Annotated in this window: 18 protein-coding genes and 1 tRNA gene; 10 read left to right on the plus strand and 9 right to left on the minus strand. The window is 58.8% G+C overall.

What is annotated here, in order from left to right:
* Nucleotides 1–66: 66 nt before the first annotated feature.
* The 5 genes from tatC to DXB44_RS08400 form a co-directional block, all read right to left on the minus strand.
* Nucleotides 67–864, minus strand: a complete 798-nt coding sequence (tatC, locus tag DXB44_RS08380; RefSeq protein WP_118658395.1) for a twin-arginine translocase subunit TatC — start codon at nucleotides 862–864, stop codon at nucleotides 67–69.
* 2 nt (nucleotides 865–866) lie between these two features.
* Entirely contained in the window at nucleotides 867–1,064 is a 198-nt protein-coding gene (gene tatA, locus DXB44_RS08385; RefSeq protein WP_015537270.1) for a twin-arginine translocase TatA/TatE family subunit, read from the minus strand.
* 101 nt (nucleotides 1,065–1,165) lie between these two features.
* Nucleotides 1,166–1,705 carry a twin-arginine translocase TatA/TatE family subunit gene (locus DXB44_RS08390; RefSeq protein WP_055186734.1) on the minus strand — a complete coding sequence of 180 codons (540 nt, stop codon included), beginning with the start codon at nucleotides 1,703–1,705 and terminating at the stop codon, nucleotides 1,166–1,168.
* 258 nt (nucleotides 1,706–1,963) lie between these two features.
* Nucleotides 1,964–3,739 (minus strand): ABC transporter ATP-binding protein, encoded by a 1,776-nt coding sequence (locus DXB44_RS08395; protein WP_118658396.1) that lies wholly within the window; start codon nucleotides 3,737–3,739, stop codon nucleotides 1,964–1,966.
* The gene (locus tag DXB44_RS08400) at nucleotides 3,736–5,475 is read right to left on the minus strand and encodes an ABC transporter ATP-binding protein (protein WP_347561808.1); all 1,740 of its coding nucleotides are present in this window, start codon (nucleotides 5,473–5,475) and stop codon (nucleotides 3,736–3,738) included. Before DXB44_RS08400 ends, DXB44_RS08395 begins: the two co-directional genes overlap by 4 nt.
* Before the next feature lie 311 nt (nucleotides 5,476–5,786).
* On the opposite strand from DXB44_RS08400, the gene DXB44_RS08405 reads away from it, so the two are divergent.
* The 5 genes from DXB44_RS08405 to mscL all read left to right on the plus strand — a co-directional run bounded on the left by DXB44_RS08405 (nucleotide 5,787) and on the right by mscL (nucleotide 10,853).
* A complete protein-coding gene (locus DXB44_RS08405; RefSeq protein WP_118658397.1) occupies nucleotides 5,787–6,884 on the plus strand; it encodes an SseB family protein in 1,098 nt (365 codons plus the stop codon).
* A gap of 82 nt (nucleotides 6,885–6,966) precedes the next feature.
* Nucleotides 6,967–8,784: a molecular chaperone DnaK gene (gene dnaK, locus DXB44_RS08410; RefSeq protein ID WP_118658398.1), complete on the plus strand. Its 1,818-nt coding sequence runs from the start codon at nucleotides 6,967–6,969 to the stop codon at nucleotides 8,782–8,784.
* Between the two features lie 74 nt (nucleotides 8,785–8,858).
* The gene (locus DXB44_RS08415; protein WP_055186738.1) at nucleotides 8,859–9,086 is read left to right on the plus strand and encodes a DUF1653 domain-containing protein; all 228 of its coding nucleotides are present in this window, start codon (nucleotides 8,859–8,861) and stop codon (nucleotides 9,084–9,086) included.
* A gap of 88 nt (nucleotides 9,087–9,174) precedes the next feature.
* Entirely contained in the window at nucleotides 9,175–10,200 is a 1,026-nt protein-coding gene (locus DXB44_RS08420) for a hypothetical protein (protein WP_118658399.1), read from the plus strand.
* 203 nt (nucleotides 10,201–10,403) lie between these two features.
* Complete coding sequence (mscL, locus tag DXB44_RS08425) at nucleotides 10,404–10,853, plus strand: large conductance mechanosensitive channel protein MscL (protein ID WP_055186740.1); 450 nt, start codon at nucleotides 10,404–10,406, stop codon at nucleotides 10,851–10,853.
* A 598-nt stretch (nucleotides 10,854–11,451) separates the two neighbouring features.
* Here mscL and DXB44_RS08430 read toward each other — a convergent pair.
* Entirely contained in the window at nucleotides 11,452–12,999 is a 1,548-nt protein-coding gene (locus tag DXB44_RS08430; RefSeq protein ID WP_118658400.1) for an alkaline phosphatase, read from the minus strand.
* A 309-nt stretch (nucleotides 13,000–13,308) separates the two neighbouring features.
* Between DXB44_RS08430 and DXB44_RS08435 the strand changes: the two genes are divergently transcribed.
* From DXB44_RS08435 to DXB44_RS08445, 3 genes are all read left to right on the plus strand, one after another.
* The gene (locus DXB44_RS08435) at nucleotides 13,309–14,130 is read left to right on the plus strand and encodes a Cof-type HAD-IIB family hydrolase (RefSeq protein WP_118658401.1); all 822 of its coding nucleotides are present in this window, start codon (nucleotides 13,309–13,311) and stop codon (nucleotides 14,128–14,130) included.
* Nucleotides 14,131–14,137: 7 nt separating this feature from the next.
* The gene (locus DXB44_RS08440; protein ID WP_118658402.1) at nucleotides 14,138–15,130 is read left to right on the plus strand and encodes a 3'-5' exonuclease; all 993 of its coding nucleotides are present in this window, start codon (nucleotides 14,138–14,140) and stop codon (nucleotides 15,128–15,130) included.
* A 171-nt stretch (nucleotides 15,131–15,301) separates the two neighbouring features.
* Nucleotides 15,302–15,904 (plus strand): VTT domain-containing protein, encoded by a 603-nt coding sequence (locus DXB44_RS08445; RefSeq protein ID WP_118658403.1) that lies wholly within the window; start codon nucleotides 15,302–15,304, stop codon nucleotides 15,902–15,904.
* 119 nt (nucleotides 15,905–16,023) lie between these two features.
* Here DXB44_RS08445 and DXB44_RS08450 read toward each other — a convergent pair whose 3' ends face one another.
* Complete coding sequence (locus DXB44_RS08450; RefSeq protein WP_118658404.1) at nucleotides 16,024–16,977, minus strand: FKBP-type peptidylprolyl isomerase; 954 nt, start codon at nucleotides 16,975–16,977, stop codon at nucleotides 16,024–16,026.
* A gap of 16 nt (nucleotides 16,978–16,993) precedes the next feature.
* Complete coding sequence (locus DXB44_RS08455; RefSeq protein WP_118658405.1) at nucleotides 16,994–17,371, minus strand: DUF3592 domain-containing protein; 378 nt, start codon at nucleotides 17,369–17,371, stop codon at nucleotides 16,994–16,996.
* A 398-nt stretch (nucleotides 17,372–17,769) separates the two neighbouring features.
* On the opposite strand from DXB44_RS08455, the gene DXB44_RS08460 reads away from it, so the two are divergent.
* Both DXB44_RS08460 and DXB44_RS08465 read left to right on the plus strand, forming a co-directional pair.
* Nucleotides 17,770–17,856: transfer RNA gene (locus DXB44_RS08460), tRNA-Leu, on the plus strand.
* A gap of 141 nt (nucleotides 17,857–17,997) precedes the next feature.
* Nucleotides 17,998–18,219 (plus strand): DUF6061 family protein, encoded by a 222-nt coding sequence (locus DXB44_RS08465; protein ID WP_118658406.1) that lies wholly within the window; start codon nucleotides 17,998–18,000, stop codon nucleotides 18,217–18,219.
* Between the two features lie 93 nt (nucleotides 18,220–18,312).
* Here the strand turns inward: DXB44_RS08465 and treR are convergent, their stop codons facing one another.
* The gene (gene treR, locus DXB44_RS08470; RefSeq protein WP_118658407.1) at nucleotides 18,313–19,038 is read right to left on the minus strand and encodes a trehalose operon repressor; all 726 of its coding nucleotides are present in this window, start codon (nucleotides 19,036–19,038) and stop codon (nucleotides 18,313–18,315) included.
* Between the last annotated feature and the right edge of the window lie 131 nt (nucleotides 19,039–19,169).

The raw sequence follows: 19,169 nt of genomic DNA on the forward strand, positions 1-19,169 counted from the left end.
AAACGCCGCTGCACAGCCGTGCAGCGGCGTTTGATTCAGTTGATGAAAACCGGAACGGAAGCGGGATCAGTCCTCGCTCTCCTCTTCTTCCTCGTCCTCGTCGTCCGTATCGTGCGGCTTGTAGAAGATGCCGCTCAGGAAGATGCTGACAAAGTACAGCAGCACCATGGGGAAGGCCACCATGCACTGGGACACGATGTCCGGCGGGGTGACCACAGCGGCGATGAAGAAGATGACCACGATGGCTACGCCGCGCACCTGCTTGAGGATCTGCGGGTTGATGATGCCCATCTTGGAAAGGATGATGGTGATCAGCGGCATCTCGAACACACAGCCAAAGATGATGAACATGGTCAGGCAGAGGTTGACGTAGCTCTCGATACTGGTCGTGGTCTGGATGTACTCTGCACCTTCGATGCCGGTGCTGAGGAACCGCAGCATGAACGGCATCATGAGCTTATAGGCAAACAGCACGCCCACGCAGAACAGGATCAGACCCAGCAGCATGACCAGCTTGAAAAAGGTGCTCTCGCTCTTTTTCAGACCCGGCTTTGCAAAGGCGTAGATGTTGTAAAAGGCCACAGGCACTGTTACCACCACACCGGCCAGAATGGACACCCGGAAATACTGCATCAGTTTTTCCTGCGGGGCAATGGACACGAACTGGTAATAGTCGCGGCCCATGGCGGTAAGCAGATCGATCAGACGGTCTGCATACGCCAGCGAGACCACCACGCCCACCACAAACACCACCGCGCAGATGATGAGCCGGTTCCGCAGTTCTTTCAGATGGCCGGTCAGCGTCATGCTGCCGTCCTCTGCCATGACTTCGGCTTTCTTTTTGCGCTTTTTGTTTGTAGCCACAATTACTCCTCGTCTTCGTCCTTCTTATCAGCCTTCTTCACGGTCTCCTCGGACTGTTCGGCGTCCTCGTCCTCCATGCCCTTCTTGAAGCCGTTGATGGTCTTACCGAACATCTTGCCCAGCTTCGGCAGGTTCTTGGGTCCAAAGATCAGCAGAACGACAACCAGAATGATCAGCAGCTCATTAGTACCAATACGCATAATAAATATCTCCTTTTTCTTGCCGCGCCGCGTGGCGGGCGTATTACAGAATGTATCTGGCAACCGCGGGCGCGGGTGCATCCATAAATAAGTAGGGGCGCTTACACCTTTGCTTCCTCAGCGGGTGCGGCTTCGGCGGCCTCTTCGGCTGCGGCAGGGGCTTCCTGCACGGGCTCAGCCACCGGCTCAGCGGCGGGCTGTGCGGCCTCGGCGGGCTGCTCGGGCTTTTCGGCGGGAGCCTCCACAGTTTCAGCAGGGGCTTCGGCGGGCTGCTCGGGCAGTTCCTCCACAGTGTCCTCGGTCAGGTCGGTGACCTCCTCGGTCTCAGCCAGCTTCTTGGCGGCTTCCTCCTTGCTGGTCTTGCCAATGCCGGTAAAGCTCTTGGTCACGTCCCGCATGCTGCTGTCGATATCCTTTTTGATATCGGTCAGGGGGGCAACAGCTTCTTTCAGGGGAGCCTGAATTTCATTCAGGGGCTCCACCACGTTCTTCTGGATCTCCTCGGAAGCAGCGCCGGTGTATTTCTTCAGCTCGCGGAGCATCTTGCCGATCTTCTTTGCGTAGACAGGCAGCTGGTCCGGGCCGATGAACACAAACGCCACGATGACGATGACGATAAGTTCCCAAAAACCAATTTTCATAAGTAACGTTTCCTTTCCTGTACCAAGGGCATTTCCAAGACCCACTGCACACCACAGCAGTCTGCGCGTTTTTGCCCTTTTTGGCGGGGGTTCGGCGCACTGCGCGCCTTTGTTGCCCTATGTATACCGAAAAGTGGTGTACTGAATGTTAATATATTATTAACATTTTATGAACGAGTACCAGTTCAGCCTGTTTTAATCAACAAAACGAATTTTCACCACTCGTTATTACAGTATGGATAGGATACAACAGCCCTCTCAGGTCTGCACGCCCTCGAACTGGCTGTTGTAGAGCTTGGCGTAGAAGCCGCCCTGTGCCAGCAGCTGGTCGTGGCTGCCCTGCTCCACGATGTGGCCGTCCTTCATCACAAGGATGACGTCTGCTTCCCGGATGGTGGAAAGGCGGTGTGCCACGATAAAGCTGGTGCGCCCCTGCATCATGCGGGCAAAGGCCTTCTGGATGCGTACCTCAGTGCGGGTATCAATGGAGGAGGTGGCTTCGTCCAGAATCAGCATGGGCGGCAGGCAGAGCATCACGCGGGCGATGCAGAGCAGCTGCTTTTGTCCCTGACTGATGTTGCCGCCGTCCTCTGCAATGACGGTATCGTAGCCCTCGGGCAGACGGCGGATAAAGCTGTGGGCGTGGGCAGCCTTGGCGGCGGCGATCACCTCTTCCATGGTGGCGTCCGGCTTGCCGTAGGCGATGTTCTCCCGCACCGTACCGGCACGCAGCCAGGTGTCCTGCAGAACCATGCCGTAGCTGCCGCGCAGGGAGGCGCGGGTCACATCCCGGATATCGGTGCCGGACACCTTGATGCTGCCGCCGTTCACATCATAGAACCGCATCAGCAGGTTGATCAGGGTGGTCTTGCCGCAGCCGGTAGGACCTACGATGGCGATGCGCTGGCCGGGCTGCACATCCAGCGAAAGCCCTTCGATGAGCGGACGGTCGGGCAGATAGCGGAAGGAAACATCCTGCAGCTGCACATGGCCGTCCGGCTGCAACGCGGCGGCGTTTTCGGCCTCCGGCACCTGATCTTCGGCGTCCAGCAGTTCAAACACCCGGGCGGCGCAGGCCAGTGCGTTTTGCAGCTCGGTGACCACGCCCGAGATCTCGTTGAAGGGCTTCGTGTACTGGTTGGCGTAGCTCAGAAAAACGCTGAGCTGGCCGATGGTGATGCCGCCGCGCACGGCGTACAGCGCACCCACAAGCCCTACGCCCGCGTACACGATGTTGTTCACAAAGCGGGTGGCGGGGTTGGTCAGGCTGGAGAAGAAGATGGCCTTCAGGCTCACGTCCTGTAACTGTCCGTTCACTTCGTCAAAGGCGGCAAGGCTCTCTGCTTCATGGCCAAAAGCCTGCACCACTTTCTGACCCTCGATCATCTCGTTGACCAGCGCGGTCTGCTTGCCGCGCACGGTGCTCTGGCTTTGGAAGTAGCCGTAGCTGCGCTTTGCCAGAAAGCCCGCCACCACAAGGCTCAGCGGGGTAATGCACACCACCACCAGCGTGATGGGCACGTTCTCCCGCAGCATGAACAGCAGGGTGCCAAAAATGGTCAGGATGCCGGAGAACAGCTGGGTGAAGCCCATCAGCAGGCCGTCCGCAAAGGTGTCCACATCCGCCACCATGCGGCTGACGATATCGCCGGAGGGGTGGCTGTCCAGATAGGACAGCGGCAGGGTCTGAATTTTACGCAGCGCCTCGTTGCGCAGGTCGCGGCTGACCGAGAAGGTAATGCGGTTGTTGCACACGCTCAAAAGCCACTGTGCAAGGGCGGCAACGGCAGCCACCACCAGAATGCTTACGGCAATGCGCAGCACCCCGGCAAGGTCTACATTGCCTTTGCCCAGCATCTTATCAATGGCATCGCCGCACAGGATGGGGATATACAGCTGGGCGGCTACGCTGACCGCCGCCACCAGCAGGCTGCACACCACAAAGGCGCTGTACGGACGTATTTTGTGCAGTACCCGGTTCAGGGTGGCCTTGCGCTGCTGCGGGGTCAGCTTGTTTTTTGCCTTTGCACTCATGCTTCTGCCTCCCCTTTCTTGAACTGGCTCTCGTAGATCTCCTCGTACACCGGGCAGCTGCTGCGCAGGGCGCTGTGGGTGCCGATGCCCACCAGATGACCGTCATCCAGCACCAGAATCTGGTCGGCGTGCTGCAAACTGGCGGCGCGCTGGCTGACGATGAACACGGTCAGTGCCCCGGGCAGCGCCGCCAGTGCCTTGCGCAGGGCGGCGTCGGTGGCGTAGTCCAGCGCACTGGCGCTGTCGTCCAAAATCAAAATGTCCGGTTTGCCCACCAGCGCACGGGCGATGGTGAGCCGCTGCTTCTGTCCGCCGGAAAGATTGCGTCCGCCCTGTTCCACCGGCTCGTCCAGCCCAAGGGGCTTTGCACGCACAAAGTCTGCGGCCTGTGCCGTTTCCAGCGCTGCCCACAGGTCGGCATCGGTGGCATCCTTGTTGCCCCACAGCAGATTGGAGCGGATGGTGCCGCCGAAGAGCTGCGCCTTCTGCATGACCATCGCCACCCTGCCGCGCAAGGCGTCCCGGGGGTAGCTGGCCACCGGGCGGCCAAAGATCTCCACGCTGCCCTCGGTGGCATCGTAAAAGCGCGGGATGAGGTTCACAAGGCTGGATTTGCCGCTGCCGGTGCCGCCGATGACGCCGATGGTCTGGCCCTTTTTGGCGGCAAAGCTGATGTCGGTCAGGCTGGGTGCGCCCGCCCCGGCGTAGGTCAGGCCTACATGGTCAAAGCGCACGGCATCGCAGGTCTTGTCGGCGGGCACTTCGCCCAGAAGTTCGGCGGGGAAGGTCATGCCGGGCTTTGTATCCAGCACCGCCTGTACGCGGCCTGCACAGGCCAGCGCTTTGCTGATCTGCACGATGAGGTTCGCCAGCTTTACCAGTTCCACAAGGATCTGGTTCATGTAGTTCACCAGCGCAATCACATCACCGGAGGCCATGCCGCCCACGTTGATCTCAATGCTGCCCACATACAGCAGCGCCACGATGGCAAGGTTGATCAGTACATAGGTCAGCGGGTTCATCAGCGCCGAAAGATGGCCGACATGCAGCTGCATCCCGGTCAGCAGGGCGTTGGCATCCTCAAAGCGGTCGATCTCGCTCTGCTCCTTATCAAAGGCGCGCACCACGCGCACGCCGGTCAGGTTCTCGCGGGTCAGGCCCAGCACCCGGTCCAGCCGGGTCTGCACGGTCTTATACAGCGGCCGGGTGATCACCATCACGCCGAACACCACCACGCTGAGCAGCGGGATGGTGACTACAAAGATCATTGCCGCCCGAGCGTTGACCGTAAAGGCCATGACCATGGCGCCCAGCACCACAAAGGGGCTGCGCAGGAACAGGCGCAAAAACAGGTTGAGCCCGCTTTGCACCTGATTGACATCGCTGGTCATGCGGGTAATGAGTGTGCTGGTGCCCAGCGTATCCATCTCTGAAAAGCTCAGGCTTTGGATATGGGCAAACAGGGCGTGCCGCAGCGCGGTGGAGTAGCCCACCGCCGCCTTGGCGGAAAAATACTGCGCGGTCAGGCTGCAGGTAAGGCCGATGAAAGCCAGCAGCAGTAAAAGGCCGCACCGCACCAGAATATAATGCAGGTCATGTGCTGCAATGCCCACATTGACGATATCGGCCATGACCAGCGGCACAAACAGGTCAAAGGTGGCTTCCAGCATCTTAAAGAGCGGCGCAAGCACACTTTCGCGCTCGTAGCCCTTCAGGTAGCCAAGCATCCGGTTCAAAATAATTCCTCCTTCGGGGTCAAAATACACCTTATTATAACGCGATGTATACTGAAAATCCAGTGCCGCAGCTGTGTTTTGCATTGTACAAGCTGCCAAATCCTGTTATACTATGGTATATCTGAAAAGTCGAAAATTTAGTCTATTTCTACAAACACAGCTGGATTTTGCGTTAAACAGCCTTGAAATCCACAAAGGATTCCTGCGGCTGTTTGCCTTAAATCCCGCTTGTGCTTGCGAAATATTCGTCATTTTCTTTGTTTTCAGATACACCTTAGAGCTGAGATTGATAGGGAAGTATGGTGAACACAATGGCAAGACGAACAGACGGCGGGGTACGCTTCCGCCCGGTGGGCAGCCGCCGCAGCCGCACCGCACCGGTGTACAGCCCGCGCGGCACCGGCTGCCCGGCCATCGAGCAGGCTGTGCAGGGGCTGTACAAGGGGCAGAATGAGGAGAGCTTCTGGTCTTTAATGAGCGCTTTGAATTACGCGCTGGAGCTGGAGACCCATGTGCTTGTGCCGCTGCAGACGGCGCTTTCGGTGCAGGGTGCGCCCGCCCCGTGGATGGAGCACCCCATCCCGGCAGAAAAGGCCGATGGCCTTGCCTTGTGGACACTGCGCAACGATAAGGGGCGCTGCTGGCTGCCGCTGTTCACCTCGGTGGCAGCGGCCGGTGCAGACCGCAGTACCGCAAGCCGCCCCATGGCTGACCGCACCTTGGAACAGGCCATGCAGCTGGCGCTGGACACCCCGGGCATCGACGGTGTGGTGCTGGACCCGTGGAGCAACTCCGCCTCTCTGGACAGTGCGCTGCTCAACGGTCTGCTGCACGCAGGCCATACCCCGGAGGGTCCCGGCGCAGAGGAGGCCGAAGCCGGTAAAGAAGCCGCCCGCGCCGGACACTGGGCGGCAGCGGCAGAGTGCTACCAGAAAGCCGCCGAGCAGGGCAGTTCTGCCGGGCTCTCGCTGCTGGGCGAGTGCCTGTATCAGGGGCGCGGCGTACCCAAAAGCGCTGCGCAGGCGCGCAAGCTGTGGAAAGCTGCTGCCGAAAGCGGTGAGCCCATCGCCCTTTTGAACCTTGGCGATGACTGCGCCGCCCGGGGCGACAACGGCAAGGCGCTGTTGTGGTACCGCCGGGCGCGGCAGAGCGCGGCAGCGGTGCCGGATATCGAGTACACGCCCCGGGTCTGCCTGCGGCTGGCGCAGTTTGAAACGCGCTACACCTCCCGCAAAAAGGCGCTGGCGCTGGCGGCTGAGGCAAAGCAGGCCTTTACCATTTTGCAGCGGGAGCACGAGCCGGACGCTGACCGCTGGTTACAGGAGGCTGAGCAGCTGCTCTACGCGCTGACCCACGAGCCGCCCACGGCTCCGGCGGCCTATAACATAGAATCTTTACAATTGGACTAAAAAATGGTCACAGCCGTCCTGTAAGATAGACTGGAGAAAAAACAGCCCGCAGACACGGCGGACAAGAAACAGAGGAAACAGTATGAGCAAAGTGATCGGCATTGATCTGGGCACGACCAATTCCTGTGTGGCGGTGGTGGAGGGCGGCAAGCCCGTGGTCATCACCAATGCAGAGGGCGAGCGCACCACCCCCAGTGTGGTGGCCTTTACCAAGGACGGCGAGCGTCTGGTGGGCGGCGCGGCAAAGCGCCAGATCGCCACGAATTCCGGGCGCACGATCTCCAGCATCAAGCGGTACATGGGCTCGGACTACCGGGCGCACATTGACGGCAAGGACCTTGCCCCGCAGGAGATCAGCGCCATGATCCTTGCCAAGATCCGCCGGGACGCCGAGAGCTATCTGGGCGAGCCGGTGACCGAAGCCGTTATCACTGTGCCCGCCTATTTTGACGACAGCCAGCGCAAGGCCACGCAGGATGCAGGCCGCATTGCGGGGCTGAACGTGCTGCGCATCATCAACGAACCCACCGCCGCCGCGGTGGCCTACGGTCTGGACAACGAAGCCGCCCAGAAGATCCTTGTCTACGACCTTGGCGGCGGCACCTTTGATGTGTCTATCATCGAGATCGAGGACGGCACCTTTACGGTGCTTGCCACCGGCGGCGACACCCATCTGGGCGGCGATGACTTTGACCAGCGCATCGTGGAGTATGCGGTGGCTGAGTTCAAAAAGTCTGACCGCATCGACCTGACCCGCGACCCCGCCGCCATGGGACGGCTGAAGGAGGAGGCGGAAAAGGCCAAGAAGGAACTTTCCAGTGCGCCCTCCGCCCAGCTGAACCTGCCCTTTATCACGGTGGGCAAGGACGGGCCCCATCACTTGGATATCGCTTTGTCCCGCCCGCAGTTTGAGATGATGACCGGCGATCTGCTGTCCCGCACCGTGACCCCGGTGCAGAACGCTTTGCGGGATGCCGGCATCTCTGCCAGCCAGCTGGGCAAGGTGCTGCTGGTGGGCGGCAGCACCCGGATGCCCGCCGTGGAGCGGCAGGTGCGGGAGTTGCTGGGTAAGGAGCCCAGCCACAGCCTGAACCCGGACGAATGCGTCGCCATGGGTGCAGCGGTGCAGGGTGCATTGCTGCAGGGCGGCGGCAAGCTGGCGGGTGCCACCGGCGCGGCAGCGCAGGGACTGGTGCTGATGGACGTGACTCCGCTGACCTTGTCCATCGAGACACTGGGTGGTGTCGCCACCCCGCTGATCACCCGCAACAGCATGATCCCCACCCGCAAGAGCCAGATCTTTACCACCGCCCGTCCCATGCAGACCAGCGTGGAGATCAACGTTTTGCAGGGCGAGCGCCACTTTGCGCGGGACAACAAGTCTTTGGGCAAATTCAAGCTGAACGGCATCCGGGCAAGCTTTTCGTCCAAGCCCCAGATCGAGGTCACCTTTGATATCGACGTGAACGGCGTGGTGAAGGTATCTGCCAAGGATCTTGCCACCGGACGGGAGCAGAATATCACCATCACCGGTAGCACCAACCTTTCCGAAAACGAGATCCAGCGTGCTATGGCAGATGCCGCCGCCTATGAGGCCGAGGACAGCCGCCGCAAGGAGCGCCTGGAGCTGCACAATCAGGCCGAGGTGCTGGCTTATAAGGTGGACGAAGCGCTTTCCAAGTGCAAAAAGGAACTGGATAAGGACGAAAAAGCCCGCGTGAAGGCCGACCTTACCAACCTGCGCCGCTGCCTGCGCAAGGATAAGCCCGAAAAGATGAACGAGACCGAGGAAGCCGCCCTGCGGCAGGCCAAGAGCCAGTTGGAAGCCTCGGCCAACCACCTGATGCTGTTGTACTCTGCCGAGCAGACCCCCGACGATGGAACGGACAGCACGCTGTAATATAATAAGGTTTATGGGCTGCTGCACCCGCCCGGCGCAGCAGCCCTTTTTTGAAGAAAGAGAAGGGAACAGTTATGAAGGAACTGCAATATCCGGTGCGCCCCGGGCGCTACCGCCACTTTAAAGGCAACGAATATCAGGTACTGGGCGTAGCACGCCACAGTGAGACCGAGGAGGAGATGGTGGTGTACCGCGCCCTGTACGGCGAGGGCGGGCTGTGGGTACGCCCCGCCGCCATGTGGCTGGAGACCGTGACCCGGGACGGCGTTACAAAGCCCCGCTTTACCTATATCGGGGAGTGATGCGCCCGGCTTGAATCCCGTTATTGACCCTAGGATTATTTTGCGGTAAAATGTGGGTAAGATACCAAACAACAAAGGAGGTTTTCGTATGAAGGCCAAACGATGGATCTCGCTCCTGCTCGCGGTCAGCATGATGCTTGGTGTGCTGGCAATGCCCGCCTCGGCGGCAGCGCAGCAGCCGGAAAGCACCGCTGTTGTCAGCGAGGAACTGCCCGATGCCGCAGCGCTGAGCGCGGCAGAGGATGAAAATGATATCGTCAACATCCGCATCCGGGCGACCGGCAACCTTGTCTACGGCTCCGATTATAAGCTGGAGGTGGAGACCCGGCCCGAAAACACCCAGTATATCGCTGTGGTGCTGGGCACCAGCGGCGAAGCCTACGGCTATGTGACCCTGATGATCTCGGATAAGCTGCGCACTTTGCTTAAACTGATCCCCCTGCCCAAAAAGATGTCCCAGACCCCGGATCAGGCCGAGGAATTCAACGTATACAGCTACCTCAAGCAGCTGATCGATGGCAACGATGTCAGCGTGCTGCTGCGGGTCGCGGACGAGGTGGTGTCGGTAATGGACACCGTCAGCTTCTTTGTCCCGGCCAGCTACCTGACCACCGTGAAAAACGTTTCCAACGGCATGAAGCTGGCGCTGAGCCTGATCCGCAAGTATCTGCCCGAGGGCGCGCTGAGCCGCATCTATCTGGACGAGCAGCCCAAGGACAGCGGCAAGTACTTTGCCGGTGCCATCGCGCTGGAAAGCAGCGACATCAACGCCGCCGGGTTTGCCATGTTCAAAATCAAGCCCAAGACTGAAAACGTCAGCCTGAGCTGGGCAGCCGATGCCCCGTCCAGCATGACCGTCTCCCAGCTGCAAAACGCCGATCTGACCGCCAAGGTCATTTCGGACGGACAGGTGGCTGAAAACGGCAAGGTGAATTACACCTACAAGAAAAAGACCTTCCTGTGCTTCAGCAGCAAAATAAACGGCGTGCCCACCGAGCCCGGCACCTACACCCAGACCGCCAAGGCAGGGGGCAACTACTCCTGCGGCAGCATCAGCCGCACCATTACGGTGACTGCTGATCCCCAGCCCGCCGCCGAGCAGCCCGCAGCATAAATCAGCGGAAAACTATTTTTGAAATAGGACGCTCCCGGAAAGTCTGCGGACTTTCCGGGAGCGTTTTTTCACAAGAGAGGACATTTTTTATTTTCCATAAAATGGGCTGCTTTACTCTTGCAAATCGACGCGCTATACGCTATTATAAAAATAAAAGAACCCCTTGCGGTAAAAAAGGGGGGACAAGAAGGAGCGGTTTATCTATGGAAGAGAAAAAAAGCGGCATCAAAAAGTTCCTTGAAGAGTTCAAGGCATTTGCCATGCGCGGCAACGTGCTGGACATGGCAGTGGGCGTTGTCATCGGCGGTGCCTTCACCGCCATCGTCACCGCGCTGGTGGAGGACATCATCAACCCGCTGATCGGCCTGTTCTTCAAGGCAGATTTTTCCGATGTGGTCATTGGTCTGGGCGGCTCCAGCATCAAGATCGGCGAGTTCGTCAACTCCATCATCAACTTCCTCATCGTGGCCTTTGTACTGTTTGTTGTAATCAAGTTTGTCAACTCCCTGCACAAAAAGCCCGAGGAGCCCGCCGCACCGGAGGAGCCCACCACCAAGGTGTGCCCCTACTGCCAGAGCGAGATCTCCATCAAGGCTGTGCGCTGCCCCCACTGCACTTCCAAGCTGGAGGGCTTTCCTGAGATGAAGGTCTGAAGCATTCAGCATTGACAATTGGCGCAGATGCGCTATAATAGAAGCAGAAAAGGCGCTGGTCGGCAAACGGCTACCCGTTACCGGCGATCGCTTGTTCCTACGGATGAGAAAGCAAGTGACCGTTAGCTTGGGGAAGCAGAAGGCGGTTACTTGCTTTTCTTGTTGTCATCGTTCGATTTGTCATGAGAGATTTTCCACGCGATGTCAAATGTAGTGTTTACTACATCAACGATCAACGCTGCCACTGTCGCTAACAAAGTCAGCAACAGCATCACTTCCGACAAGGTCATGCAACTCCCCCCTTCCTCGTAATGCTACAAGTAAGGGGATGACTTCAAAATAAGCCTGCCCCTCGGCATTCCGTTCATTCCATGGGTCACCGTGGAACAAACTCCTGTCGGTAAGAGCAGCCGCCTGCGTTTTCGACACAGCACCTTTCACCGCCTTACGGCGGTAAATCCATTGTAACACATTTTTCGCCGCATTACAGCAAAACCCTCCCCGCCGGGCGCAGTCTTTGCGTTGCCGGCAGGGAGGGTTTTGCACATTTTGCGGCTTGGTTGTGGAAAAGTGGAGCGGAAAAATCAAGATATATTACTTACTGGACCTTGGTCAGCTCAGCCAGCTTGTGATAGATTTCGGTGTTGTCGTACACACCGCCGAACTTCTCGGCGCCGACACCCATGGCGTACACGTTGACCATGGCGCCGGTGTGGGCGTAGGTGGTGTGGTCCATACCGGACTTGTGGTTGATGGTGTGGCAGACAGCCATGCTGAAGGGGATGTAGGTGCCGTACAGCTCGTAGTCCTGCTGGCTCATCTTGCTCTGGCTGGAGGAGCCCACCTGCAGGGTGCGCTCGTAGGCCTTGCGCAGGTTCTCCACCTCGTAGTCGGTCAGCAGCAACTTGCCTGCGCTGGCGGCAGCGGGGTCGGTGGGCAGGGTCAGGCCAAAGACGTTCTTCACATCCTGCATGGCGGCTTCAAAGGGGGTCTTGTTGGCGATGTAGCCCTGCACATAGGTGGCATCGAACTTTGCGTAGGACATCTTCTGGTGTGCCAGATTGGTCAGGAAGGTATCGTAGTTGGTGGTCTTGTAGCCGATGGCCATGCCGCCGGTCTCGTGGTCGGCGGTGACAAGGATCAGGGTCTCGTTGGGGTGGGCGTTGTAGAAGTCCACCGCAGCCTGCACGGCGTTGCTCATCTCCAGCACATCGTGGATGGAGGCAGCGGCATCGTTGGCGTGGCAGGCCCAGTCGATCTTGCCGGACTCGGTCATCATAAAGAAGCCCTTCTTGTTGTTCAGCAGCTCGATGCCCTTCTTGACATAGTCGGTCAGCTGCCACTCGCCGCTGGCAGCGTCCATGGCGTAGTTCATGGCCTTGCCATCGCCCAGATTCTCGGCAATGATCAGGGTCTTGCCTGCACCGGCGGTCAGAGCCGCTGCACCGGCCTGGGTAGTGACCACGTTGTAACCGGCGTTGGCAGCCACGGTATGGTTGTCGGGGCCGGTACCGTCGCCGTTCACCTTCTGGAACTCGCCGCCGGCAAAGTACTCAAAGCCGGAATTTGCCAGCTCCACGCCGATCTCGTAGTAGTTCTTGCGGGTTTTCTGGTGGGCATAGAAGGCAGCGGGGGTGGCGTGGTCGATGTTCACGGTGGAGATGACGCCCACCTTATAGCCCTTCTGGGTGTGCAGCTTTTCGGCGATGGTCTCGTAGGGTACATCGCGGGTCCACGGACACATATTGATGACGCCGCTTTCGGTCTTGTGGCCGGTGGCGATGGAGGTGGCGGTGGAAGCGGAATCCGGGCAGAAGGAGGTGCTGTCGTAGGTGGTCACGCTGCCCACCTGCGGGAAGCTGGTAAAGCTCAGGTCGGCCTCGGTCACAGCGCCGTTGTTGTCCACGGTGCCCTTGTAGAAGCGTGCGGACTGGATCTGGGCAGTGCCCATGCCGTCGCCAATGAACAGGAAAACGTACTTGGGCTTTTTGAACACGTCCAGCAGACCGTTCTCTTCGTCTGCTGCGGCAGAAGCATCTGCCTCGGCGGCGTGCGCAGCTACGGGGGTAGCCGACAGCATGCCCACTGCCGACGCAACGGCACCGGCTTTCAGGAAGCTGCGGCGGGAAATTTTCGCGTTCTTCATAACAGATATCCTCTCTTTTTCAGCCCGGCTTGGGGGCGGTTCTACTATTTCTTGTGGGAACACCTGTATTGTAGCGCACCGCCCGCAGCGGCGAAACCAGCCCCGTGTAACACTTAGGTAAACCTTTGGCGCACGGAAGGGTGGCGGTGTAAAATCCGGGCAAAACAGGTAAAATCTGCCTGTAACGCCCGCATCCGAGCCACTTTTTGCGCTGAACCGCCCCGCAAGGGTTGCAAGCAGGGGGCTTTTCATTGTACAATAGAGAAAGCAAGCTGAGATATACTTCTATAATGAGAGGATCTTTTAAATATGTCTGATATCAAAGTGCTGGCGCTGGATCTGGATGGCACCCTGACCAACGACCAGAAACTCGTCACCCCGCGCACCCGCGCCGCGCTGGACGCCGCCATTGAAAAAGGCGTGACCGTCGTGCTGGCGTCCGGCCGGCCCACCGCCGGCATCCAGCCGCTGGCTGAGGAGCTGGGTCTGGACAAAAAGGGCGGCTGCATCCTGTCCTACAACGGCGGCAAGATCGTGGACTGCCGCACCGGCGAGACGCTGGTGGAAAAGACGCTGGACCCCACCCTTGTGCCCCAGCTGTGCGATTTTGCCGCCGCGCAGGATATTGCCATCCTGACCTACAACCGCGAGGGCATCGTCTGCGAGCGGGACAAGGACGAGTGGGCCAACAAGGAGTGCTTTACCACCAAGCTGCCCATGATCCATGTGGACGATCTGGCGTCCTATGTAAACTACCCTGTGTGCAAGATGCTTATCACGCTGGACCCCGCCCGCCGGGACGCAGTGTGCGCCGCCGGACAGCAGCAGTTTGCGGGCCGCGCCGACCTGTACCCCTCCAGCCCCTTCTTTATCGAGGCGGTGCCGCTGGGCGTGGCGAAGGACGGCAGTCTGGCAGAGCTTCTGCGCCGCATGGGGCTGACCCGCGAGAACCTGATGGCCTGCGGTGACGGCCTGAACGACCGCTCCATGATCGCCTACGCCGGGGTGGGCGTGGCCATGCAGAACGCCGAGCAGCCGGTAAAGGACTGCGCCGACTATGTGACCACCGCCGACAACAACCACGACGGCGTGGCCGAGGCCGTGGAGAAGTTTATTTTACGAGAGGACTAACAAAGCAATGCCGCGTAACTTGGTTTTATTTGATCTGGAATGGAACATCGGCTACCAGCCGTATACCTTTAACTACCATGGGGTGCAGCAGACCCTGCGGGGCGAGATCGTGGAGATCGGCGCTGTAAAGATCGACGAGGATGCCAATGTGCTGGACACCTTTTCCATCCATCTGCGTCCCCGCATCTTCCGCAAATTGCAGCACCATATCGCCAAGGTGACCGGCCTGACGCAGGCCGATCTGGACAAGGGCGAACCCATCGTGCAGGGACTGCGCCGTTTTATGCAGTGGTGTGGCCCGGATGCCGAGTTTGCCGAGTGGGGTCTGGATGATGTGCCGGTGCTCAAGCAGAACCTGTTCCTGTGCAATCTGGACGAGTCCAGGCCCACCGTGTGGTACGACCTGCAGCAGGTCTTTCTGCGGGAGCATCCCCGCAAGGAGGGCGAGGGCATGACGCTGGAAAGCGTGGTCACCCGCATGGGCATCCCCATGGAGCGCCCCTTCCACGATGCGCTTTCCGACACGCTGTACACCGCCGATGTCTGCCGTCTGTTGGATCTGCGCGCCGGGTTTGCCGCCTACCCCACCGAGGACGAGGCGCTGCGCCAGAGCCTGTGCCAGAACCCCGGCGATTACCGGGACTTTACGGTGTTCCACGGCTATGTGGAGCAGTACGCATGGCGGGCTGACCCCAAGATCAGCCAGATGCCCTGCCCGGAGTGCGGCACCACCCTGCAGCCGGACGAGATCTGGCTGAAAAAGGGCAGCAACAGCTGGTATACCCTGTGTCAGTGCCCCAGCTGCACCGGCAGCGGCAACGCCGCCGGGCAGGGCGTGTTCCAGCGGTACAAGCTGTCCCGCCGGGACGGCCTGCACTGGAGCTTTGCCCGCTGCGCCCAGATGCCGGACGCCGAAAGCCTTGCCTGCTGGGAAAAGCTGCGCACCGCCCAGCTGGAGCGGATGCGCGCCAAGGCCGAAAAGCAGGCCGCGGAAAAGTAAATGCAGGAAAATCCCCTTCCGTTTCGTAGTATTGATAGCAGAGCGTATGACGTGTCGAAAAAATGCACACTCTGTTCATGGCTCTGTCATAGAGAATGGATATACTAAGCTTAACGTAGTCTGCCCGGGGACACCCCGGCACCGGCTGTGCAGAAAGGGATCGAACAAAGGATGCAAACCACACTGATGGGCTGGGTGCACCAGCTTGGAACACTGGAATACTGGGAAGCGCTGCTGGCGGGCTTTGAGGGACTTGGCCCCCTTGTGCCCATTCTGCTGGCTATGGTAGAGTCCTTTTTTCCGCCGCTGCCGCTCATCGCCATTGTAGCGCTGAACGTAGCCGCACACGGCGGCCTGCTGGGCTTTTTGTACAGCTGGGCAGGCGTAGCGCTGGGCGGCGTCATCATGTTTTTGTTCTGGCGGCGGCTCATCAAGCGCTTTTTCTGGAAAGTGGCCAGCCGCTCCCCCAAGCTGGAAAAGGCGCAGCAGTGGGTGAACCGCTTCGATACCTCGTCCCTGTTCATGCTGTCGTTGCTGCCCTTCACCCCCACCTCCTTCATGCACTTTGCCTTCGGGATGTCGGACTTTGACGAAAAGCGCTATCTGCGCACCGTCCTTTTAGGCAAGGGGTTGATGGTGGCCATGATGGCCGTCTTTGGGCAGTCACTGGTCAGCTCCCTGAAGAACCCGGTCTACCTTGTGCTTGCAGTCCTGCTGTGGGGCGGGATGTACTGGGTAAGCAAAAGGTTCTGCCAGAAGCATCATCTGGAATAAAGCTACAATCTCCGGGACAGCGGAGCACCTGCGGGCGCTCGGCTGTCTCTTTTTTTGCAAAAAAATGCCATGGCGGGCAGCCCGCAGACTGCCCGCCATGGCATAAATCACATCATTTTTTATTTTGCTTCCGGTTCCTGCACAAGGGGCTCCGCCGGCGGCGGGGTAAGGGTGGAATGCTCCACCACAAAGGCCGTGGCCTTTGCCCGGGCAAGGCGCTGGCGCACCTTGCGGGTGTCATTCGCGGGGAAAGTGCGCTCTCCGTCCAGCTTCTCGTCCCAATCGGCGAGGGCGGCGTTCACCTCGGCTTCGGTGGGCTGTAAGCCCTCCCGCTCGGCCACCAGCAAAAGCCCCAGCCAGCTGCGCAGCTTGCGCTCTGCCTGCCTGTGCAGCCACTGCCGGAACTGCTCCACCGTCTGCCCACGCACGGCTAAGAACCGGTCAAAGTTGATACCGTTTGCCTGCAAGCTCAGATTGAACTGCCGTTGCTCGGCAAAGTAATTGCCTGCTTCCAGCCGTTTTGGCACCGGGCCGGTCACCTCATCGCCCAGCTGCCAGACCAGCTCCTTTTCAGCCCGGTCTCTGGCCTGTGCGCAGCGCTTTGCGTAGAGCTCCCGGGTCACCCGGTCGCGCAGCGCGGCCTTGCCTGCGGCATCGGCAGCGCGTTCTTCATCGCCGTAGCTGCGGTTGATCTCCAGTTCAATGGTCAACCGGCGCAGCGGGTGGGGCTCGATGGCCTGCACAAAGCCGGTATCCCGCCCCAGCTCCAGCGGTGGCAGGGCGTAGAACTGCGCGCCCGCCCGGAAGCCCTCGGCCTTATTGACCGCCAGCAGCTCGAAATCCGGGTCGGTCACCGGTACCAGCTGCTGCTCCTGCACCAGCTGCCGGTAAAGGGGGTCAAAGCCCTCCAGAATGGTGCGGTTCACCGCTGCCGTCAGCAGTTCTTCCTCGTCCTGCGGAGCATCCGGGGCAGCCTGCTCCTTTGCCAGTGCATCGGCCAGCTCCTCTGCGCTGGCCGTGAATACCAACCGGCAGTCCCCCGGCTCTGCCATGCCGAAATGTTCCAGTTTCATGCGGTGTCCCTCCTTCTCAACGGTTCATGATGCCGACCATCAGCACCAGCAGCGCCACGCCGATACCGGCGTACAGCAGCTCGGCACCCAGCACGGACTTGTCGCCCTCCACGAACATCTTTTCCGGGGCATCGGGGTCGTAGTACAGGGTGACCACACTGCCCTCGGTAAAGGGCTTGCCCTTGGCGGGCTTAGGGTACTGCAGCCGGTGGCTGCCGCCCGCAGTGGTAAACTCCAGCACATAGGCAGCGCCGTCCCGGCTCTGCACCGTACCGCTTACCGTGGCCTGTACGCAGACGCCCTTGGTGCGCAGCTGCTGCCGTGCCCGCACGCTGCGCAGCGCCATGTAAAACATGATCAGCGCGCCCACCAGAAAAATCATCACATTCAGCATCGTTTTCCCTCGTTTTTCCGTAATCGCCGGGCAGTGCCCGGACGTATAGACAGTACCGCATAATTCTAAGTGCCGATACGGCGCGCGAGGTGCGGCAGATGCTAAGCCAAAAGCGCAGATAATACTTTGTGTATTATCGAGCATTTTGGCAACGCAGATGCCGTGCCGCAGCCGCCGGAACGGTGCTTAAGCCGTCAGGCGGGAATTGTGCGGTGCTGCCTATCGTTTATTGTACCATAATCTGCCCTAAAAAGCGCCCCGCAGCCGCTATTCAGAGTGCACCAACTTTGCTGCAAAAATTTGTCGAATAATTTTGAAATTAAGCCTTGACATTTCTTTTGTATCTGGTATAATAACTATCGTTCCCGGCGCTGCGGTGCAGGAACAAAACAGAATATGCGGATATGGCGGAATTGGCAGACGCGTTAGATTCAGGTTCTAATCGGGGCAACTCGGTGGAGGTTCAAGTCCTCTTATCCGCACCAAACAATGAAAATCCGAACCTTTTCTCGATAGGAGAAGGGTTCGGATTTTTTGTTTTCTTCGGAAATGAGAATGCCGCAGTTGCGCAGCAATGAAAGCCCCGGTGGGGCTTTTAAGCGGTAGAGCGGTCTTGCGCAAGCAAGATGGAGGGGCTTTGCCCCGACAAGCTCCGGCTCGTTTCCAACCGCTGTGTGTCCGACAACTGCACCGGGGTCGAGGATGCGTTGGATGTGACCATGGCGCAGAGGTCAGAACTGGATTATCTCATCTACAATGACCCGCTGGGCTATGCCGATTTGATTCTGAATGGTGACACGAAGGAATATTTGAAGAATGTGGCTGGGAGCCATGGGCTAGAGGATTAGAAAAATATCATCTGCTCTTTGCGGCAGACGGTAGATATGAAAATTGCATGAGTTGAGTTTGGGCGATGTGCTTTATAGCGAAGCACATCGCCTTTAGTTTTTCTTTCGGGTGGCAATGTCCTGAAAGCAAAAATAGTCCGGCTGATGCCGGGACTGGGTGTACTCGAACAGCATCCCGTCCGAGTTGAAGGTCTGGTTTACCACCACTGCCACGCAATCATAGCCGTCCATATCCAGCAGCTTTTCATCACGGGCAGTTGCGTGTTCCACCGTGATGCGCCGTTTGCTGGTGATGATCTGCATTCCAAGCACGTTTTCAATAAAATCATAGATGGAATGGGATGCGATTTCCTCTGTCAGTCCGGGTACAAATTCCTTTAAAAAGTAGTTGATGTCCAGAATCAGTGCTTTTCCGTCCAGATAACGCACACGCTGTACCGCCCACAATTCATCGCCCTCAGAAAATCCGCTTTCCGCGGCAAACTGTTCCGTTGCGATGATGGTCTCAAACCGAATGACGCGGGTAACGGCTTGCAGGCGGTTGCGGCGGGCGGTTTCTTGAAACGTCTCGATGCCGCCGATGGTAAACGTCGTTTTGCCCACCGGCTGGTAGATGACCCGCACGCCGCGCCCCTGCATGGTCTGCACATAGCCGTCGGCTACCAGCTCCGCCAATGCGCGTCGAACTGTGTTGCGGGAGCAGGCGTATTCCTCTATTAAGGTATTCTCGCTGGGCAGCAGCGATTGATAGGGGTAATCCTGCGCCTCGATGCGTTTTTTGATACTGCGGTAAATTCCTTCATATTTTGCTTTTGGCATGGCTGTTTACCTCAACTTGTTCAAACATTGGTTTCAGTATACCGTGATTGCGCCTGAATTTCAAGGCATTCTCTTGTCCGAGATGCTGAAAATTTTCAAACAGAACATGATTTTTTGTAAATCTGCTTGAC

The organism is Faecalibacterium sp. OM04-11BH (assembly GCF_003482185.1).
In the GTDB taxonomy this organism is placed as follows: domain Bacteria; phylum Bacillota; class Clostridia; order Oscillospirales; family Ruminococcaceae; genus Faecalibacterium; species Faecalibacterium tardum.